General features: G+C 56.6%; 19 protein-coding genes. 14 read left to right on the top strand and 5 right to left on the bottom strand.

Annotation, left to right across the window (positions count from 1 at the left end; all coding sequences use genetic code 11):
- The first annotated feature begins 18 nt into the window (after nt 1–18).
- The 3 genes from FJY67_03965 to FJY67_03955 are packed head-to-tail and all read left to right on the top strand — an operon-like array spanning nt 19 to nt 1822.
- Nucleotides 19–543, top strand: a complete 525-nt coding sequence (locus tag FJY67_03965; GenBank protein ID MBM3328616.1) for an NADH-quinone oxidoreductase subunit J — start codon at nt 19–21, stop codon at nt 541–543.
- Nucleotides 540–845 (top strand): NADH-quinone oxidoreductase subunit NuoK, encoded by a 306-nt coding sequence (gene nuoK / locus FJY67_03960; protein MBM3328615.1) that lies wholly within the window; start codon nt 540–542, stop codon nt 843–845. The genes FJY67_03965 and nuoK overlap by 4 nt, the downstream gene beginning before the upstream one ends.
- Complete coding sequence (locus tag FJY67_03955) at nt 839–1822, top strand: hypothetical protein (protein MBM3328614.1); 984 nt, start codon at nt 839–841, stop codon at nt 1820–1822. The genes nuoK and FJY67_03955 overlap by 7 nt, the downstream gene beginning before the upstream one ends.
- On the opposite strand, the gene FJY67_03950 is transcribed toward FJY67_03955, so the two are convergent.
- Entirely contained in the window at nt 1808–2692 is an 885-nt protein-coding gene (locus tag FJY67_03950) for a DNA adenine methylase (protein ID MBM3328613.1), read from the bottom strand. The genes FJY67_03955 and FJY67_03950 overlap by 15 nt on opposite strands.
- Nucleotides 2693–2790: 98 nt before the next feature.
- Here FJY67_03950 and FJY67_03945 point away from each other — a divergent pair, with 98 nt between their 5' ends.
- The 8 genes from FJY67_03945 to FJY67_03910 all read left to right on the top strand — a co-directional run bounded on the left by FJY67_03945 (nt 2791) and on the right by FJY67_03910 (nt 10072).
- Nucleotides 2791–3399, top strand: a complete 609-nt coding sequence (locus FJY67_03945; protein ID MBM3328612.1) for a hypothetical protein — start codon at nt 2791–2793, stop codon at nt 3397–3399.
- A gap of 105 nt (nt 3400–3504) precedes the next feature.
- Entirely contained in the window at nt 3505–4356 is an 852-nt protein-coding gene (motA, locus tag FJY67_03940) for a flagellar motor stator protein MotA (protein ID MBM3328611.1), read from the top strand.
- 35 nt (nt 4357–4391) lie between these two features.
- Entirely contained in the window at nt 4392–5180 is a 789-nt protein-coding gene (locus FJY67_03935; protein MBM3328610.1) for a chemotaxis protein MotB, read from the top strand.
- Nucleotides 5181–5391: 211 nt separating this feature from the next.
- Nucleotides 5392–6921: a glycine--tRNA ligase gene (locus tag FJY67_03930; protein ID MBM3328609.1), complete on the top strand. Its 1530-nt coding sequence runs from the start codon at nt 5392–5394 to the stop codon at nt 6919–6921.
- Nucleotides 6918–7361, top strand: a complete 444-nt coding sequence (locus FJY67_03925) for a hypothetical protein (protein MBM3328608.1) — start codon at nt 6918–6920, stop codon at nt 7359–7361. Before FJY67_03930 ends, FJY67_03925 begins: the two co-directional genes overlap by 4 nt.
- A 393-nt stretch (nt 7362–7754) precedes the next feature.
- On the top strand, nt 7755–8225 hold the full coding sequence (locus FJY67_03920) for a hypothetical protein (GenBank protein ID MBM3328607.1): 471 nt from the start codon (nt 7755–7757) through the stop codon (nt 8223–8225).
- Between the two features lie 52 nt (nt 8226–8277).
- A complete protein-coding gene (locus FJY67_03915; GenBank protein MBM3328606.1) occupies nt 8278–8799 on the top strand; it encodes a hypothetical protein in 522 nt (173 codons plus the stop codon).
- A 190-nt stretch (nt 8800–8989) separates the two neighbouring features.
- On the top strand, nt 8990–10072 hold the full coding sequence (locus tag FJY67_03910) for a hypothetical protein (protein MBM3328605.1): 1083 nt from the start codon (nt 8990–8992) through the stop codon (nt 10070–10072).
- 93 nt (nt 10073–10165) lie between these two features.
- Here the strand turns inward: FJY67_03910 and FJY67_03905 are convergent, their stop codons facing one another.
- The 4 genes from FJY67_03905 to gap all read right to left on the bottom strand — a co-directional run bounded on the left by FJY67_03905 (nt 10166) and on the right by gap (nt 14861).
- Nucleotides 10166–10831, bottom strand: coding sequence for a hypothetical protein (locus FJY67_03905; GenBank protein ID MBM3328604.1), 666 nt, complete (start codon nt 10829–10831; stop codon nt 10166–10168).
- Between the two features lie 86 nt (nt 10832–10917).
- Complete coding sequence (locus FJY67_03900; GenBank protein MBM3328603.1) at nt 10918–13422, bottom strand: M28 family peptidase; 2505 nt, start codon at nt 13420–13422, stop codon at nt 10918–10920.
- Between the two features lie 125 nt (nt 13423–13547).
- Nucleotides 13548–13781, bottom strand: a complete 234-nt coding sequence (locus FJY67_03895; protein MBM3328602.1) for a hypothetical protein — start codon at nt 13779–13781, stop codon at nt 13548–13550.
- A gap of 75 nt (nt 13782–13856) precedes the next feature.
- On the bottom strand, nt 13857–14861 hold the full coding sequence (gap, locus tag FJY67_03890; protein ID MBM3328601.1) for a type I glyceraldehyde-3-phosphate dehydrogenase: 1005 nt from the start codon (nt 14859–14861) through the stop codon (nt 13857–13859).
- A gap of 442 nt (nt 14862–15303) precedes the next feature.
- Between gap and FJY67_03885 the strand changes: the two genes are divergently transcribed.
- The 3 genes from FJY67_03885 to nuoL form a co-directional block, all read left to right on the top strand.
- Nucleotides 15304–15666, top strand: coding sequence for a sulfite exporter TauE/SafE family protein (locus tag FJY67_03885; protein MBM3328600.1), 363 nt, complete (start codon nt 15304–15306; stop codon nt 15664–15666).
- Between the two features lie 36 nt (nt 15667–15702).
- Nucleotides 15703–16548 carry a hypothetical protein gene (locus FJY67_03880; GenBank protein MBM3328599.1) on the top strand — a complete coding sequence of 282 codons (846 nt, stop codon included), beginning with the start codon at nt 15703–15705 and terminating at the stop codon, nt 16546–16548.
- Nucleotides 16549–16810: 262 nt separating this feature from the next.
- Nucleotides 16811–18144 (top strand): NADH-quinone oxidoreductase subunit L (gene nuoL, locus FJY67_03875; GenBank protein MBM3328598.1); only part of this gene is annotated, 1334 nt, incomplete at its 3' end.

Raw genomic sequence — 18144 nt, 5'->3', positions numbered from 1 at the left:
GTTTACAATGCAGGTGTGATGGAACTCATCTTATTTATCCTCTTTGGACTGGCGGCGCTGGCGTCGTCGTTAGTCGTCATTTTGGCACGCAGCCCGGTAACGTCGGTGTTGATGCTGGTGGCGTCCTTCTTCAGCCTGGCGATGCTCTACGTGCTCCTGGGCGCGCCCTTTGTCGCCGCGCTGCAGGTGATTGTCTATGCCGGCGCGATCATGGTGCTTTTCCTCTTCGTGGTGATGCTGCTTAACCTTAAGGAGAAGCAGATCTGGGAGGCGACCGGGCTTCTGCGCAAGTGGCTCGGCTTCGCGGCAGCGGCAGGGGTGCTGCTGGTGGCGATTGCGGCGGTCCGTAGCGCGCTGACGACGCCGGTGCCCGATCTGGTGCCAGGCTCGCCGGTAGTGGTCGGGAAAGCGCTCTACACGAACTTTCTGGTGCCCTTTGAGGTCGCTTCAGTGCTGCTCCTGATCGCCATTATCGGAGTCGTGGCGATGCTGAAGAAAAACGGGACTTCGCCGCTCACCGGGAAGGGAGGGAGCGACCAGTGACCGTTGGACTCAACTGGTATCTGGGTCTCTCTGCTTTCCTCTTCGCGATTGGAGTTGCGGGGGTTCTCACGAGGCGCAACGCGCTGGTGATCTTCATGTCGATCGAACTGATGCTCAACGCGGCGAACCTGACGCTGGTCGCCTACAGCCGGTTCCTGCCTGACATCGCAGGGCAGGTCTTCGTCTTCTTCGTGATGGCGGTGGCGGCGGCGGAAGTGGCAGTTGGCCTCGCGATCATCGTTGCGATCTTCCGGCATCACGGCTCGGTCGATATCGACAAGGTGAACCTAATGAAGTGGTGAGGAGGGTAATCGATCAAGGAGATACCATAGCCCGTAAGTCAATTGCATCACGCCGCTTCGGTATAGCCGAATGGTTTGGCACTCTCTTTCACTTGCTTACGTCAGAGCAAAGACGGGGGCTTGCCCTTGAGCTATTATCTAAGGACGCACGAGCCAGAACTCACGACTGCCCCTTTAAGGGTGGGACCTGCACCAAATCTGGTGGCGTCTGTTCAATCCGATTGTATGAGAAGAGCGCAGATGGAAAGGTGAGATTCGTTGAAGGTACTGAAGGTCGCATCCGCTCTCTTTGTCCTCACCGATTTGGCGAGTTGAATACGATTGTAACGAGCATTGGAAAAGAACTGTTGGGGACGGACAGTCCACTTATAGTTAGGGAAGTCGGTTTTCTTAAGCCACTACCTACTATAGGAGGCAGAGCAAGCGAAGGGGATGCAGACGCTGCGAGAATAATGCGAGAAATCGGAAAGATAGATCTTATACTTGTTCACCCTTCACATGAGGCAAGACTTGACTGGTGTGCTGTTGAAGTTCAGGCCGTTTACTTCTCGGGCGATAAGATGGAAAGGGAATTCGAAGGTCTGTCCAGTTCCGTCGATACACTCCCATTTCCCTTCGGGCGGCGGAGACCTGATTATCGAAGCAGCGGCCCCAAGCGATTGATGCCGCAACTTCAATTGAAGGTGAGAGACATTACCAGATGGGGAAAGAGAATGGCAGTTGTAATTGACAGGTCATTTTTCGATTCATTGTCGGAGATGCGATTTGAGAAGGACAAGTCGAACGCGGATATCGCATGGTTTGTGGTTGACTTCGTCGAAGGTAGTTTCGAAGATAGACGCGCTCATGTGAGATTAGACAGCGTCTTCTACACCCGTCTGGAAGATGCGGTGGCGGGACTAACCGGTGGAGTCGCGCTGACTCAATCCGAGTTTGAAATCGGAATCAGGCGCAAATTGGCATCAAAACACTGGTGAAGGTGTAATAAGCAACTCGATTCTTGTTTGATTATGGGAGTTGCGCATTGGAACATTGTATATGGCAAAGTCATGTTCTGCCGCCATTCTCCTGATAGCCTCGCAGTCATCATACGTCATAAGGAATGGGTGGTCGATCGAAGCCATCATCTCAAACAGTTTGGCGTGATCAAGTCTATTGTGAGCATAAAGTCGGCTTCCGGCATTCCTGCCCCCCGCAGTATAAGGCGGATCGATAAAGAAGACTGCGCCGTGCTCTAAGGCCGTTGATGCTATTAGCGCAAGCCCATCCCCGTGCAAGTATCGTATGCGATCCCTCACACCATGGATGTCACGTATTCTACGAGCCAAAGTCTGTGGATACCAACGGGAAGCCATTCCCTTTCCTTGCTCGCCGTTCTTCATGATGCTTGCGCCCGGTGCGAGTATGCCGCCGCGCCGAATGCGATTTAGGAGCAGTGTTACGAATGCACGGTTTCTTCTATCTTCGACAGAACTCAGGAGCATGCTCTGGATCCGATCCGGTTCAAAAGGAAATGTCTCAACACGATATGCCAGCCAACTGCCTTCATTCAAGATCACTTCCCATAGTGCTGACAGGTTGTCGTCTATGTCGCAGATGATGGCTTGATCAGCAAGCGATTCGAAGATCGCGGTGAGCGCGGCTATGGCTCCACCGGCGAAGGGCTCGACGAACAGGCGCGGACGCTCCGGAAGCGATCCAAGCCATTGCCGGATTTCTGGTATAAGCCAGGTCTTGCCACCAGGATATCGGAGCGGGCTGCGCTGGGGAACAGAAGCCACATTGGTGATCCCGTTCCGTCGAATTGCAGCGCTGACTATTGATAATGCTTGGGTTGAAGCTGGCATGATGATCTTGAAGTCATTTGCCTTAATATATGCAGCAAAGTGGCTTTTGACAACAGTAGGGTTCGAGTTGCCGATGATGGGTTGAAGAAGGGGCACTTGTGCGCATAGTATTCACCCTTCCCACCCTCATTTTCCTCCTCGCCTGCTCCGACAACAACCCAACCTCGACCGGCGGTGGGGGAGGAGGGGGCAGAGATTCGACCGTGCACCAGATCATGCCGCTTGGGCTGGGTAACTGGTGGGCGTTTCATTCGGTCGTCACGCTGCAGGGGATGCCGTTCATCGAGACAGAAGACACGCTCCGAATCGACACCACCTTCGAGCGCGGTGCCGGAGTCTGGTTCGGCGGCACGGGCGATAGCATCTTCTTTCGCAATTCAGCCTCCGGCTTGCGCCGCCTCATCATCGGCGGCAACTACCCCGGCGGCTTCGACGAACTCTTCATCAAGTATCCGGCCCGGGTCGGTGATGAGTGGATCACCCCGTCGGACTCAGCCGTTCACCGGGTAACTGCGACCGACGGGCTGGCAACGGTCCCGGCCGGACGCTTTGGAAACTGCATCGTCATCACCCAGACCTTGCGCCAGGGCACTATCAATCAGTATTATTTTAAGCCCTTCACCGGAACCGTCCAGATCGACGGATATCTCGACTTCTTTGGCGTCCCGATGGAGTCGCAGACCAAACTGACCGCATTAGGCATTTGATGACTGGGCGATGACGAATGATCTCGCACCCGGACGCGGAAAACGCAAAGTCCACCCCAAAGCCATAAGCCTTAAGCCCTAAGCCTACCCAAGGAGCCCGGTCTAATGACCGCTATTGTCGGATATATATTGGTCCTGCTCTTCGTCTTCGGCGGCTACGCCATCTCGGGGGGCAATATGATCCTGATCTTCAAACCGTGGTATGAATACGTCATCATCGGCGGCGCCGCCCTCGGCGGGTTGATAGTGAAGTCGAATACGCGCACCTTGAAGTTGGTGATCGAAAAGTCACTTGACGTCTTCAAAGGCAAGTCGCTCACCCGCGAGGTCTATATGGATGCCCTTAAGTTGGTGCATGACCTCGCCTTTTTAGCCCGGCGCGAAGGACTCCTCGCGCTGGAAGGGCACATCCAGGCTCCGGCAACATCGACCATCTTTCAGAAGTATCCCTCGATCCTGCACCACCCGCGACTGGTCAACTTCATCACCGACAATCTGAAGATCGTGGTGGTCGGCGGCACCAGCCCGGGCGACCTCGAAGCGCTCATGGACTCGGACATCGAGACCATCGAAGAGGAGCACTCCGCGCCACAGCAAATCCTGACCAACACCGCCGATGCTCTTCCGGCGCTCGGAATCGTAGCGGCCGTGATGGGGATCATCAAGACGATGGCTTCGATTGCCGAAGGGCCTGAAGTCGTCGGAATGAAGGTTGCATCAGCGCTGGTCGGGACGTTCCTTGGTGTGTTGCTCTCCTACGGCTTCGTAGGTCCGCTCGCGATGAACGTCGAGATGCAGAACCTCGAAGAAGGTCGGATCATGCAACTGCTGAAGGCCGGCATCCTCGGCATCATGCGCGGGATGAACCCGAAACTGTCGGCCGAATATGCCCGTCGGGCCATCTATGAAAGCCAGCGCCCGTCATTCGACGAACTCGAAGCCGCGCTTAAGGGCTGAGTACTCATTTATCCCATAACCGGTTGATTCCATAGATGCCTGACGAGTATCACGCCGAGGGGCTGCCGACCGAAGATGCCCCCCGCCCTCGCCGTCGCCATAAGAGACACGGCCATCACGGCGGCGCCTGGAAGGTTGCTTATGCCGACTTCGTTACTGCGATGCTGGCGCTCTTTATTGTGCTTTGGGTCCTGTCCCAGGATCCACGCATTAAATTGATGGTGCAGGCTTACTTTCAGGATCCGACCGGCTTTATCAAGTCGGGCGGCGCGGTGATGCCGATCGGCCAGGGGACTCCGCCGGTAGGCGAAGAAAAGAGCCTTCAGGACGCCCTTCAGCGCGAACTCGAGCGCGAGGCCAACCGTCTCCGTGACATTATCGAAGAAAGCGGCCTCCCCAAGGAAATTACGGACCAGATATCGTTCGAGGTTACTGAAGAAGGTATCCGGATGGAGTTCCGCGACGCACCGCAGTTCAGTTTCTTCGATGTAGGGTCAGCGATGGTAAGGAATGAGATGGAGCGGACGATCGAACTCCTGACCCCGGAAATCGTTCGTCTGCAATATCCGGTCGCAGTCGAGGGCCATACCGATGCCCGGGCTTACGGCAGCGGCTCCTATTCTAACTGGGAACTTTCTGCCGACCGGGCTGCAGCGGTCCGGCGGGTGATGCTGAAGCACGGCCTGACCCCGCAGATGATCAGCGAAGTCCGCGCCTACGCCGACACGAAACTCCTCCCCGGCAAAGACCCGCTAGCGCACGAAAACCGACGGGTCAGCATCCTTCTGAAGCGGCCGTTGGTAACGGTGGGGGGGAAGCAATGATAATGCTGATACTGATGACTGATGCTGATGCTGTTACTACTTGGTGCAGTCACCCCAGCGAAGCAGGGAAGAGCATATCAGATTATTCGCACCAGGCAGCATTGCAGCCAATGAGGTCTTCCCTTCGTTCAGGGTGACAACCTAAGCGCGCTTTCATACACCTAAGTTCTTCTTCTTGGCCAAGGATCAAAACACCCAGTCCGGCGATCTGATGGATCGCCTGATCGCGCTCTGCAAGAGGCGCGGCGTGATCTTTCCCTCGTCGGAAATCTACGGCGGCATAACCTCATCCTACGACTACGGCCCAATCGGCGCCCCGATGATGGCGAACCTCGCACGCCTCTGGATGGAGGAAATGACCCTCCGGCATGAGAACATTGTCCAGATCGACTCGGCTATCATCCAAAACCCGAAGGTCTGGGAGGCGTCCGGCCATGTTGCCGGATTCAACGATCCTCTTGTTGAATGCACCAACTGCAAGCGCCGGATCCGAATCGATGACTATGCCAAAGAGTCCTATCCCCGCCTGCTGAAGAACTTTGAACGCCTTGCGAGCGCCTTCGAGCCGGGGCAGTTAATCAGACCGGAAGATTTGGCGCCGGAAAGCCCCGAACGACTTTACATCGAGAAGATCCATGCGGTCATCGAATGGCAGGCGATGACCGGCCGCGAAGGCTCGATCCCCCGGGAAGACGCCGATGCGCTGATTACCGAGTATATGCTCAAGCACTACAATCAGTGCAATTCCTGTGGCACCAAGGGGTCGCTCCTGCCGCCGCGTCAGTTTAACCTGATGCTGCAGACGCAGATCGGCGCTTCGCAGGATTCAGCGTCGGTTGCATATCTTCGTCCCGAGACAGCGCAAGGCATTTACCTGAACTACAAGTCGGTGATGACGACGATGCGCCTGAAGCCGCCCTTCGGCATCGCCCAAATCGGCAAGGCGTTTCGCAACGAGATCACGACCAAGAACTTCATCTTTCGCACCCGCGAGTTTGAGCAAATGGAGATGCAGTTCTTCATTCCCCCCGGCGAGAATGCCAAGTGGCTCGACTACTGGAAGGGCGAGCGCTGGAACTTCTACCGGTCGCTCGAGGTGAATCCGGCCAAACTGCGCTGGCACGAGCACGAGAAGTTGGCGCACTACGCCCGCGCAGCGTTTGACATCGAATACGAGTTCCCCTTCGGCTGGTCGGAATTGGAAGGCCTCCATGATCGCGGCGACTTCGACCTCTCGCAGCATCAGAAAGTCTCCGGTAAGGACCTCACCTTCTTCGACGACGAGACGCGGGAACGTTACACGCCGCATGTGATTGAAACCTCGGCCGGCCTCAACCGGTCGCTCCTGATGCTCCTCTGCGATGCCTACCGCGAGGATGTCCAGGCCGGAGAGGAGCGGGTCTATCTCGCCATCGCCCCCCGCATCGCCGCGGTCAAAGCGGCGTTCCTGCCATTGGTGAAAAAGGACGGGCTGTTCGAGATCGCCGAGGAGATGTATCGCTCACTGCGGGCAAAGGTGCCGGTCTTCTTCGACGAGTCAGGCTCAATCGGCAAACGCTACCGCCGGATGGACGAAATCGGGACGCCATTCTGCTTTACGATCGACTACCAGACCAAGGAGGATGGAACCATTACCGTCCGCTGGCGCGACAGCCTCAAGCAGGAGCGCATTGGGAAGGATCGGGTGGGGGAGTTTTTGGCGGAGAACCTGTTGACCTATATGTTACAGGAGTCTAAATGATTCTAAATCGACTTCTAATCTTGGCGATTGTGCTTGCGGTCTTCCCGATCTTGGCAAGTGCACAGGATAAGGTGCACCTTCGTAATGGACAGGTTATCGATTGTAAGGTAATTGAAATTGGGCTTTCTTCCATTAGTTTGGTTCAATCTGATGGAATCAGAAGAACAGTGTCAAAATCCCAAGTGAAAGCCATTGTCTTCCAAAATGGCAATGTCGAGACATTTCACGAAGTGCCAACCTTCACCCCAAGGTTAACTAACGGTGATGTTGCATTAAGGGGGCTAATCTACACATGGGCTGCTACTACCATCGGTGCAGTTGCGATGGGAGACAGAATGTTATCTACTACAATGATTCCTGTTGTTGGTCCTTGGGTAACAATTATTAGAGTCAAGAATTCACCTGGGGGAACATTCTTGCCAGGCGGTAAAGATTGCTAACACTTTCAGGCGTTCTTCAGGTTGGATTTGCAGGGTGGTATCTTGTCGAGATTTCTCAGGAAAATTCAAGTTTGATGAGAATCGGCCTTGACGGTTATAGGTCGAGCATTGGGATTCGTCTTACCTATGTCCGATGAGCATCATCCTTGTATTACTTCGTGCAGTTAGTTCTTGCATTCTCCCCCCCGCATCGCGGAGGGGAATATAAGTAGGTGGGTGCACCCCGTAGGGGCCGAAGACGCCAGCGGCTGCTTCGTGCCCGATAAGGAGGGGGGCAGAATCGCCATTAGCCGATTCACCCCTACGTGCCCTGTCCCTCCGCTAAGCGGGGGGACACGTCAAGATGATATTGCACAATTAATAGTCTCTGATAATGAATCTTGAGGAGGCAGTATGAAACGGGTTATCTTCGCCATGTTCATGGCGCTCATTGTATTCTTCCCGCTCTACGCCGAGCCGACGGCCCCTGACCTCGACGAACGTGCCACCCGGGGGCTGGGCATCTCGGCCGGGTTTATCGGCGGCAACGGCTTCAGCATCCGCTTGATGCCGCCTGAGAAAGGGATGGGCTTTCAAGCCGGGTTCATCTTCGTTTCCAGCAGCGGCGACAGATTCTTCAGTATGGGCGGAGAATTGCTCGGCGTCCTGAAGAGAACCGACTCGTCGGCGTTATATTGGCTGGCAGGGATGGGAGTCAATGCATCCGGCGATGACTCCGGGATAGGCATCGGCGCGGGGCTTGGGATGTCGTTCTTTTTTGGAGACACCCGCTGGCTCTGCACCTCAATCGATCTCCCTTTGACCTTATACAAAGACTCGTTCATGCCTATTCCGCAAATAGCGATTCACTACTTCTATAAATGACTCCGGAATCGACCTTCGGTTCGATTCGGCAATATCCTTCGAAAGGCATCCAATGCTGCGCAAACTGACAGGACTGATCGCGCTTGCGGCTCTGGCTATTGCCTCGCCGGTCAAGGCCCAGGCCTTCGATGACGAATTGAACACCGGATTCGGATTCTCGTTCGGACGGCTCTGTGGCAATGGCTTCAGCATTCGGCACCTAAGAGCCGAAGGCTGGGGCTATCAATCTGGCGGCATCTATTTCCGCAACAGCGAGCGCACCTACGCCAGCCTCGGCGGGCAGGCACTCTACACCCTCAACCGCACCGACGCCACCGCGCTCTATCTCCTCGCCGGACTGGCCTACAATTACAGCAGGAGCGACGAATCCTATCATAATGACACCGTGAAAGGCAGTCAGTATGAGTTAGTTCGCACCCGTGACGAAGGCGTCGCTATCGGTGCCGGACTCGGGCTTGCCTTCCACTGGCGAAACTGGGAGCGGCTTTGGGGTTCCGTCGATCTCGCTCTTGCGGCTTATAAGGACGACGTTCTGCCCTACCCGCAGTTCGGGATTCACTATATGTTCAAGTGAGCGAGTGAGCAAGTAGGCGAGTAAGCGGGTAAACGAGCAAGTTAGGCGTAGATTTAGTTCTCGCTCACCCGTTCGTTCGCTTACTCGCTCACTTGCCTGCATTGTGACCCATAGCACATCGTCCTCTATCCCGTCAAGTTTCCTTACGACTTGATAGATTCAAACCTTCCTCAACCTTGGAGAGCACTCAATGAAGCGGTTCGTTTCACTTTCTCTGGCGCTCGTTCTGATGGTCTTTATGACCGGCGGTGTCATTGCCGCTGAAGTGAACTTTCAGGAGGAGTTGCAGAAACTGGCTTTGGAAAATGCCAAGGGCTACCTTGGTCCTTTTGCCACGGTCTTCGGCACCTCGATGAATTCAGGGCTCTATCACTCTGCCAAGCCCCACTCGATCCTCGGTTTCGACGTCTCGATCAAGATCACCGGAGTCGCGGTCTCGGACGACGACAAGACGTTTGATTTCGTCGTTCCGGCGACGATCACAATTCCGCAGTCGGTGCATCAACTGCCGGGCGTCGGCGACCTGACCGTGAACGGCAATGACTTCTATCCCAACCGCACCTCTTCGACGCTCTTCGGACCCGATTCAGTGCGGCACGTTCTTGCAAACGGCGTCGCCATCGAGGATGCGATGCGCGCGCAAGGGGCGTCGGATGCTCAGATCGCCTTCGCCAAGTCGCGCCCGGAATGGCAGCAGATGCTCGACCAGGCCATGCTGATGACACCTCCCGGAACCGACCTTCCCGGCGCCGGTATAGTGTTGCCACAGGTGTCGCTCGGATTGCCGCTGAAGACCGAAGTGCTCCTGCGCTACTTCCCCGAAACCGACATCGAAAAAGTTGGCAAGTTGAACTTCTGGGGTGTCGGCGTGAAGCACTCGATCTCGCAGTGGATCCCGGTTCCGATGTTTGGCATCAACATATCGGGCCAATTTGCGATGCAAAGCCTAACCATCGGAGATGTCATCGAGTCGAATCACACCGCGTTCAACGTGCAGGCTTCGCGGACCTTCAGCGCGATCATCATCTCGCTGACGCCCTACGCCGGCATCGGATTCGAATCGTCGAACATCAAGGTCGATTACACCGTTACGGGATCGGGCAATCCGGCTCTCGAAGGCTCGACAATCTCGCTCGATCTTGACGGCGACAATACGTCCCGCATTACCGGCGGCGTGCGGCTCGGAATGTTTGGGATTCTGACGCTCAATGCCGACTACTCTGTGGGGAAGTATAAGGCTTACTCGGTAGGACTCGGCCTAACGCTGCGGTAGGCTTGAACCGAACGCATTCCGGAGGATGAAGTATGCGAGTGGGGCACGGCATTGCCGTGCCCCGCTCACTTTTGCGATTCTTTGGTGAGTTTCCTACCGCATACCGGCCAGGAGGGTCTCCTTTGCCGCGGGTGCAAGCGCGACGATCAGCCGGATAAGTTCGATGTCGAAATTGGTGAGCCGGATCGGAGGTGAATAGGCTGGCGGAGGCGGCGCGACTTCGATAACTTTGACCGGTGCGGGAGCCGGCTCCGGTTCAGGCACCACAGGAACGGTGTCCACAGGTTCAACTTTGGCGGGCCACCGGCGGGTCTTATCGATGTAATAGCGGACGATTTCGACATCGCCCGGACGCTCCGGACGCAGGGCGGAGCGTGCCGGCTTCTTCCTCATTATTGGCGCCGCCAATTCGGTCTTAGGCGGCTCGGGGGAGAGAGCCTGCTCAACCGGCGGTCGGACCGGAGTTGCCGCGCGAGGAGTCGGAGCCGGCCGCCGATGCCTGGGCATCGCCTTGCTAACTAATACATTCAGCCGCCCCATCTCCTCGCTTCCGAGGTGGTTTTCGAGGGCGTAGATATTAAACGCGGCGCGATCGAAGCGATAGAGTAAGAGCCGGTGTATTTCTTCTGTCACCGGCTGCATTTGCCGGCGCGGCGCTTCGATCTCACAACGGGTCAGAAAATCGAGGATTTCGGGAGTGGTTACGTGAAGATCTCGCGCAACCTCGAAGATTCTTTTGGGGGTAGTTTCTGTTTCCATACGCTCTGCAAATCAACTTTCATTTAAATTTGAGGTCCGACATCGTCCTTACGCAAGTGAAATGAGCATATCAGGAATCCTATCTCTCATTTTTCCTTATATCGTAACGGCGGGGAGCCGGCCCACCAGCGCTGCAATGTCCGCTGAAGGTTGCGGGTCAGGAGATCCTCGATGGCATCCTCATCGAATCCGGCGGCAAGCAGCGATTCGATGAGCCGTATGCGCGCGGAATCGCCATGATCGGCAAAACGGTGCTGGATAGCGATCCCTATCTGATTGAAATAACCAGACTTCTGCGCAGTTTCTAACGAGGAGTGTTGATTCAGAAATAGAAAGCAGCCTTCCTTAAGCAGCGCATTCAATCCCTCATCCGGCATCGGCTTATCGGTAAGCAAATAGACGATAATCTCTCCATCCCACAGCCGGGCGAGAGCAGCCAACTCCTGCATCGTTGCATTCGGGTCGGCGAATTGGGGATCCGAAGCCCAGGTCTGAACCGCAATGGTGGCTCGAATACCAGTCGCGCGACATGCTGCAGTAACCTCTGCCCAGTCTGGGGGATAAAAGGCGTTGCTCTTACCGCCCTTCGGTATGACAAATCCACCTGCTGAGACAAAGCCTACTCCGGCACGGGATAGCGCTCTTAGTGTGAGCGTATCAGAGGGGACATCCGATATGCCGATAGATGCCGTTACGCCAAGAAACGGCTCACCGGTGTAGTCCTTTCGACCCGAGTCGGCAAGAAAAGGCAGATCCTGACTGGCTGACCATAAGCGGGCGAATTCAAGGCCTTCCATATATCCCCCCGCTCGAACTTCATGCCGATTTTCGGCCGGTTGAGGCCACGACATACCAAATACTACCAGCGACGCTGGATATTTAACCCCTTTTACACGATTGGGAGGTGGCTCCAATGACGATGACACCAGACCTCTCGCCTCCCGGTCGTAGGAATCATTGCCGGTCCATATCAAGCCCTCCAGCGCAATGCCCTCGGTTATGACCTTGGGATTCTTCCTTGCCAGATACTGCGCCTTGCCGACCAGCGGCTTTAGTGGCTCGTTCCAGTTTGCCAGCGACCGCGCGCAGTGGAACATCATCTCACCGGCGTTTTTCAGGACGAAGCCTTTGATGTTCTCGGCCTTGTCATTGGGAGTGTGGTAGTTGGGATGGTCTCCACGGGCACCGACGATGAAGGCCGGTATCCCTGCGGCTTCAAACGACTTGTGATCACTTCCGGGCCACAAGCCCCAGAACTCGATTTTCGCAAGTGCGCTGTCAGGCCATTCGGCGAACAGCGCTTCCCCCAGCACCGGAGTCTGGCCGAGCCCTCCAACGCCGATCTCGCCCGAGCCCTGTCCCACCATATCCATATTGAGCATTGCCACGACGTCGTAGTCCTTCAGCGGCAGATCCTGGCAGAACTTATCCGACCCGACGAGGCCTTCCTCCTCCGCGGCAAAGCCGATGAACATTAGTGAACGTCGGGGCCGATCTTTCATACGGCTGAAGATCTCGGCCAACTCCATCATCACCGATGTCCCCGAGGCGTTGTCATCGGCTCCAGGATAGATGTTCCCGGCCGGATCCGTTCCGTGATGATCGGCATGGGCTCCGATGACCACCAGTTCACGCTTCAAAACGGGATCGCTCCCTTCGAGTATGCCGGCAATGTTCGTCGTCGGGCGTTCGGGGTAGTACTTCCCGCTCACCTGCAGATCGACCTCGACGTCGAGCATTCGTGAAACCGGCTTTCCGGTGGACTTAATCGCATCCTGCCACTGGGACTTGGTCTTTCCGGTGCCTTTCAGGAGGCTGTCGGCAAAAGTGCGTGAAATCCAGACCGCCGGGAGGTTCTCTCTGAACGACTCCTCCATCAGTGTCGCATACTTGGGAGGGTCATTCTCACAGCAGATGTAGCCTACCGCACCCTTGCTCAAGGCCAAGGTCGATTTGTAACCATTGCCGCCTTCAGGGCCCCAAGCGACATTCCGCACCTCCGGCGTCCCGCGCATCGCGAGGACAACGCAGCCGGTTACGTCAAGTCCGGCGTAGTCGTCCCAGCCCTTTCCCGGTTCGCTGATGCCATAGCCGACAAATGCGATCCGCCCCTTTGCCCGGCCGAAGCCGGAGTATTTGAAGACGTTCAGTTCCTGCCAGTAGGAGGCAGTGTCGGTCGAACCGTCGGCGAAGTAAGCAACGAGATGGCTCGGCAGGGAATATTCTCCGGCGCCGTAGGTGAAGCGGTGCAGGTAGCCATCCCTGCCGAACGGCTCCATCAGGCCGAGGCGCTTGAAATGCCCGGCGAGATATCTCTCGACCTTATCCCACCCGGCAAAGCCGCTATAACGACCGGCGAGAGAATCCGACGCCAGCACCCGAACATGCCGCAGCGCCCGCAGTGTGTCAAACTTGCAGTCCCAACCGGGAGTTCCAGGGATGGCGCGAGTAGGTGACTCTGCGCCCGGGAGTTGACTTGCCGTCAAGAGGAGAGCCATACCCAATCCGGCAGAAAAGGTGCGGATCTGTTTGTTTTGCATACTACAATACAAGCCTCTGAAAAACGCCGGAGCGCACTCTACCTTAAGCATGCATCATGCTGACGACCCCGAATTGAACCGGGGCAGCGCACCGACTCGACCGTCTGCCTGTGGCGTCCATGTTCAAGTGCGGCTTGAACCGGAGCCAACTTACTCGACGTATCGCTATCAGCACCTCATCTTCGATGCCGCAACCGGAAGTAATTACCAATCGCAAAGCCGATCAAGAGATAAGCGATAACAGTGAGCAGGTTATGCGCAGTCCGATGGCTCACCAATAATGTGCTCAGCAACAGAGTGGCAATGCCTGATCCCGCCAGCACCGAAGCCCAAAAGCAACCCCAACGCTCGCCGCGAAACGGTTCATCGTCTTCGGGCCGGTAGGGCGGCCGGACGCGCTCGTCATCCAAAGGTCAACGACTCGTCTGCAGTGAGAGTAGCGAGTGCGTTTGGGTTAAGGCTGAGTCTGTTGCTCAAGCGCGAGACTATTTGAGCGCTACTGCCTTCGCAATCAGATCGACGACCCGGCAACTGTAACCGTATTCGTTATCATACCAGCCGATCACCTTCACCATACGCGGAGAAATCGCCATCGTCAATTTTGAGTCGAAGACGCAGGAGTGGCGGTTGCCGACGATGTCTGAGGAGACGACATCATCGGCGGTGAACTCGAGGATGCCTTTCATCGGGCCATCGGCAGCGGCTTTCATTGCCTCATTAATGGCGTCCTTGGAGGCGTCGCGTTCGAGGGTGCAGGTGAGATCGACAATCGAGCCGTCCGGCACCGGGACCCGGATTGCCAGGCCGTCCATCTTGCCCTTCAGTTCGGGGATGACGAGGCCGATAGCCTTCGCGGCACCGGTTGAAGTTGGAATACTATTGAGGGCAGCCGACCGCGCCCGCCGAAGGTCGCTGTGCGGCAGATCGAGCACCCGTTGATCGTTAGTGTAGGCGTGGATGGTGTTCATCATCCCGTGGACGATGCCGAACGAGTCGGAGAGCACCTTGGCCATCGGTGCGAGGCAATTGGTGGTGCAGGAGGCGTTGGAGACGACGAGGTGCTCAGCCTTAAGCATATGCTCGTTGACCCCCATGACGATGGTGGCGTCGATCTCCCCCTTTGCAGGGACAGTGAGAATGACCTTCTTCGCTCCGGCATCGAGGTGCATCTGGCATTGCTCACGCTTGGAGAAGACGCCGGTCGATTCGACGACAAAATAGACGTCGAGATCTCTCCAGGGCAGATTGGCCGGGTTCTTCTCGGCTGAAACTTTGATGGTCCGGCCATCGACAATGATGCAGTTGTCGCCGGTCTCGACTTTGCCGGGGTATCGCCCGTGGGTCGAATCATACTTCAACAGGTGGGCGAGGGTTCGGGCGTCGGTGATGTCATTGATGAGGACGACTTCGTAGCCGCCGCGTCGCATCATCTCGCGGAAGACGAGCCGTCCGATGCGGCCGAAGCCGTTGATTCCGATGCGGATGGACATTAGGTGAGACCTCCGTTATTCGATTATGCCCCTTGCTTTGGGGCGGGATGACAGGCTATTGGCATCGGATAAGTTACTGCCCCTCCGGCTAAGGTGCAAGTGGGCGGTAGTATGAAAAGCGGGATTGCGGCTATCGGCGCGGGGTCGCCTCTGTGCAGCGTGCTGCTGATGCAGTTTTGAAATGTGCTCAATAATCCTTGTTCAGGCCTAATCGGGCGGCATTGTAAGTTGTTTCATGTGGTGGGTGGACGCCCTCGTCCACCCGAGCATCGTCTCCACTTTACACGCCGGACGAAGGCGTCCTGCTTGCACAAAGATACTCCCCGATCCGATCATCCGAACTTGATTCTTATAGACCGCATCCTTATGCCGGTACCCTCTTCATCTTGCCCGACTCATACTTGACGCCTATATTCATATCTGATAGTCACTTTACTAACCTATGCTTCAGACCATTGGCATCTTACTCCTGGGCTTTCTTGCCGGCTACTGGGGCGGGCTAGTCGGCCTTGGCGGAGGCGTCATCGTCCTGCCGGTGCTGGTGCTCCTTTTTGGGATGTCACAGCACGTCGCTCAAGGGACGACTCTGGCGATGCTCCTACCGCCAATCGGCATCCTGGCGGTGATCACCTACCACCAGAAGGGCTTGATCGACTGGCGTGTCGCCGGGCTGCTTTGCGCAGGATTCGTCCTCGGCGGCTGGCTTGGTGCGCGGCTTGCTGTCTCACTGCCGACCGATGTGATGCGGAAGGTATTCGCTGCCGGGCTCTTCGTCATATCGTTGAAGATGTTTTTTTACAAATAGATGCGCTCGTTTGGCAACACCTCGGGAGGAGGCTCTATGTTGCCGATGGTGTCGTTGTTCTTACTTACCGTTGCACTTATCCTGACCGGCTGCGCCGGGCCGTCGCAAACGAGCCGCTCGCGTGGCAAACTGTCGGACGCTATGGCGGCAGCCTCCGACGACAACACCGGAAGCCGCGAAGTGCCCGCGCCTCCGGATCCGCCTAAACAACGCTATCCACCCGATACCACCGGGCTGAACCGCCCTCCGAATCAGGACAGCCTCTATTACGACATCTACGGGCGTCCTTATCGCCCGCCTTCGGGACGGTCATCGGCATTTGCCGACTTTGCCCGGTCGGTCGGGGTCTCGCCTTTTGTCGGTCTGGTGAAGAGCGATGACTTCTACGGCCTTCGCGGCTTCGGTGTTACTTACGAGGACATCAAGATCGCCGGGAAGAACGAGGTTACCTACGATCTCAACTTCCGATTGATCGATGCGCCGATTCAGAAGAACGGGCTGGTTGGAGGTGCTCTCCGCGGCGGAGTCGGCATCTGGCAGATAGGCATGGATGCCAACTTCTACCTGACGCCGCACTACACCTTCGTCGGCAACTACCTCTTTCTCGGCTTTCAGATGACCGGGATGACATGGGAGTATCGCAACCCGATCATCAGCCTCGGCGAGACCATCAAGTCCGACGGGCTTGACGGCTTCGACCTCAGTTGCGGGCTGGGCTTGAATCCGATCCAGTTCAAGTATTTCATCATTGGCGGGGAACTGGAGCCGGGGGTGATCGTCTGGGGCGGCGAGACCGACGAGGGATTCTCGAATGACGTCTTCGGCCCGCTCGGTTATGTCCGCTTCAACCTGATCGTCAAGTTGCGGTGGGAAGTGGACTGAAGACGAAAGGCAGTGGAAGGAAGCCCAAATGATATCTGTATTACTTTTATTAATCAGTGCAGAAAAGAGTTGACTTGGAGGGCGGACATTCTTGTCCGCCCTTGCCCGATAGGAACTCTTCATCAGGGCGGACAGGAATGTCCGCCCTCCAAGAACGGCAACAATAATCTGCACCTCCTAATATCGACCCTTTTGCATTATTCTGAGTAATTTATCGACCTACCCATCCTCTCAGATACTCAGTCACTCAGGCACTATATCCATGTCCGAACACCTCTACCTCATCCTCCTGCTCCCTCTGGCCGGTTTTTTCATCAACGGCCTATGGGGGAAGCGGCTCGGTAACAAGGCCGTCGGAGTCATCGGCTCCGGCGTCATCGGCGCCGCCTTCGCGCTCTCGGTCGCCGCGTTCCTGGAACTGACCGGCGGCGGTTCGGGAAGCCGCTTCAACCCGGTCTATTTCACCTGGCTGGCAGCGGGCGACCTCGTCATCCCGTTCGGGCTATTGCTCGACCCGCTCTCGGGGGTGATGATCCTGATCGTAACCGGCGTCTCGTTCTTGATTCATATCTACAGCACCGGCTATATGCACGGCGATCCGGGGTTCAGCCGGTTCTTCGCCTACCTGAACCTCTTCGTCTTTTCCATGCTGATGCTGGTGCTGGGCGATAGTTACCCGCTGATGTTCATCGGCTGGGAGGGCGTCGGGCTTTGCAGTTATCTCCTGATCGGATTCTGGTTCACCGACGAGGCCAAAGCGACCGCGGGCAAGAAGGCTTTCATCGTCAACCGGATCGGCGACTTCGGCTTCCTGATCGGGGTCTTCCTGATCTTCACCACCTTTGGGACGCTCTCATTTGCCGGAGTCGAGGCTGGAGCGGCGGTCTTTACGGCTTCGCCGGCCGTTGCCTTCTGGATTGCGCTCTGCCTCTTCGTCGGAGCGACCGGCAAGTCGGCGCAGATCCCGTTATACGTTTGGCTCCCCGATGCTATGGCCGGTCCTACGCCGGTCAGCGCGCTGATCCACGCAGCGACTATGGTAACGGCCGGCGTCTATATGGTCGCGCGGAACTCATTTCTCTATGCCCTTACCCCTGAAGTGCTCAGCATTGTAGCCTGGATTGGCGTCCTGACGGCGCTCTTCGCCGCGACGATTGCGCTGGTGCAGAACGACATCAAGAAAGTGCTTGCCTATTCGACAGTCTCGCAACTCGGCTATATGTTCGTCGGCTGCGGAGTCGGAGCCTATGCTGCCGGGATCGGGCACCTGATGACTCACGCCTTCTTCAAGGCTCTCCTCTTCCTCGGAGCCGGGTCGGTGATTCATGCCGTCGAGCACGCTCATCACCATGCCGGCTACCATGGCGACCCCCAGGACATCCGCTTCATGGGAGGTCTTAGGCGCCGCATGAGGAGCACCTACTGGACGTTCGCGGTTGCCTGCTTCGCCATCGCCGGGATACCGGGACTGTCGGGATTCTTCAGCAAGGACGAGATCATCTGGAAGGCCTTCGCCGGCGGGCATACTGCCGTCGGGATCATCGCGCTCATCGCCGCAGCCTTGACGGCATTCTATATGTTCCGGCTGCTCTACAT

The sequence above is a fragment of the Calditrichota bacterium genome, assembly GCA_016867835.1.
Lineage (GTDB): Bacteria > Electryoneota > AABM5-125-24 > Hatepunaeales > Hatepunaeaceae > VGIQ01.
This window is presented reverse-complemented; position numbering and strand designations above follow the sequence as displayed.

Bases quoted from the DNA above. Each gene is read 5' to 3' on its own strand.
- FJY67_03935 (MBM3328610.1), top strand. From the start codon at position 4,392: ATGCCTGACGAGTATCACGCCGAGGGGCTGCCGACCGAAGATGCCCCC.
- FJY67_03880 (MBM3328599.1), top strand. From the start codon at position 15,703: ATGTTGCCGATGGTGTCGTTGTTCTTACTTACCGTTGCACTTATCCTG.
- FJY67_03900 (MBM3328603.1), bottom strand. From the start codon at position 13,422: ATGCTTAAGGTAGAGTGCGCTCCGGCGTTTTTCAGAGGCTTGTATTGT.
- FJY67_03925 (MBM3328608.1), top strand. From the start codon at position 6,918: ATGATTCTAAATCGACTTCTAATCTTGGCGATTGTGCTTGCGGTCTTC.
- FJY67_03930 (MBM3328609.1), top strand. From the start codon at position 5,392: ATGGATCGCCTGATCGCGCTCTGCAAGAGGCGCGGCGTGATCTTTCCC.
- FJY67_03885 (MBM3328600.1), top strand. From the start codon at position 15,304: ATGCTTCAGACCATTGGCATCTTACTCCTGGGCTTTCTTGCCGGCTAC.
- FJY67_03965 (MBM3328616.1), top strand. From the start codon at position 19: ATGGAACTCATCTTATTTATCCTCTTTGGACTGGCGGCGCTGGCGTCG.
- FJY67_03915 (MBM3328606.1), top strand. From the start codon at position 8,278: ATGCTGCGCAAACTGACAGGACTGATCGCGCTTGCGGCTCTGGCTATT.
- FJY67_03920 (MBM3328607.1), top strand. From the start codon at position 7,755: ATGAAACGGGTTATCTTCGCCATGTTCATGGCGCTCATTGTATTCTTC.
- gap (MBM3328601.1), bottom strand. From the start codon at position 14,861: ATGTCCATCCGCATCGGAATCAACGGCTTCGGCCGCATCGGACGGCTC.
- FJY67_03910 (MBM3328605.1), top strand. From the start codon at position 8,990: ATGAAGCGGTTCGTTTCACTTTCTCTGGCGCTCGTTCTGATGGTCTTT.
- FJY67_03950 (MBM3328613.1), bottom strand. From the start codon at position 2,692: ATGCCAGCTTCAACCCAAGCATTATCAATAGTCAGCGCTGCAATTCGA.
- FJY67_03905 (MBM3328604.1), bottom strand. From the start codon at position 10,831: ATGGAAACAGAAACTACCCCCAAAAGAATCTTCGAGGTTGCGCGAGAT.
- motA (MBM3328611.1), top strand. From the start codon at position 3,505: ATGACCGCTATTGTCGGATATATATTGGTCCTGCTCTTCGTCTTCGGC.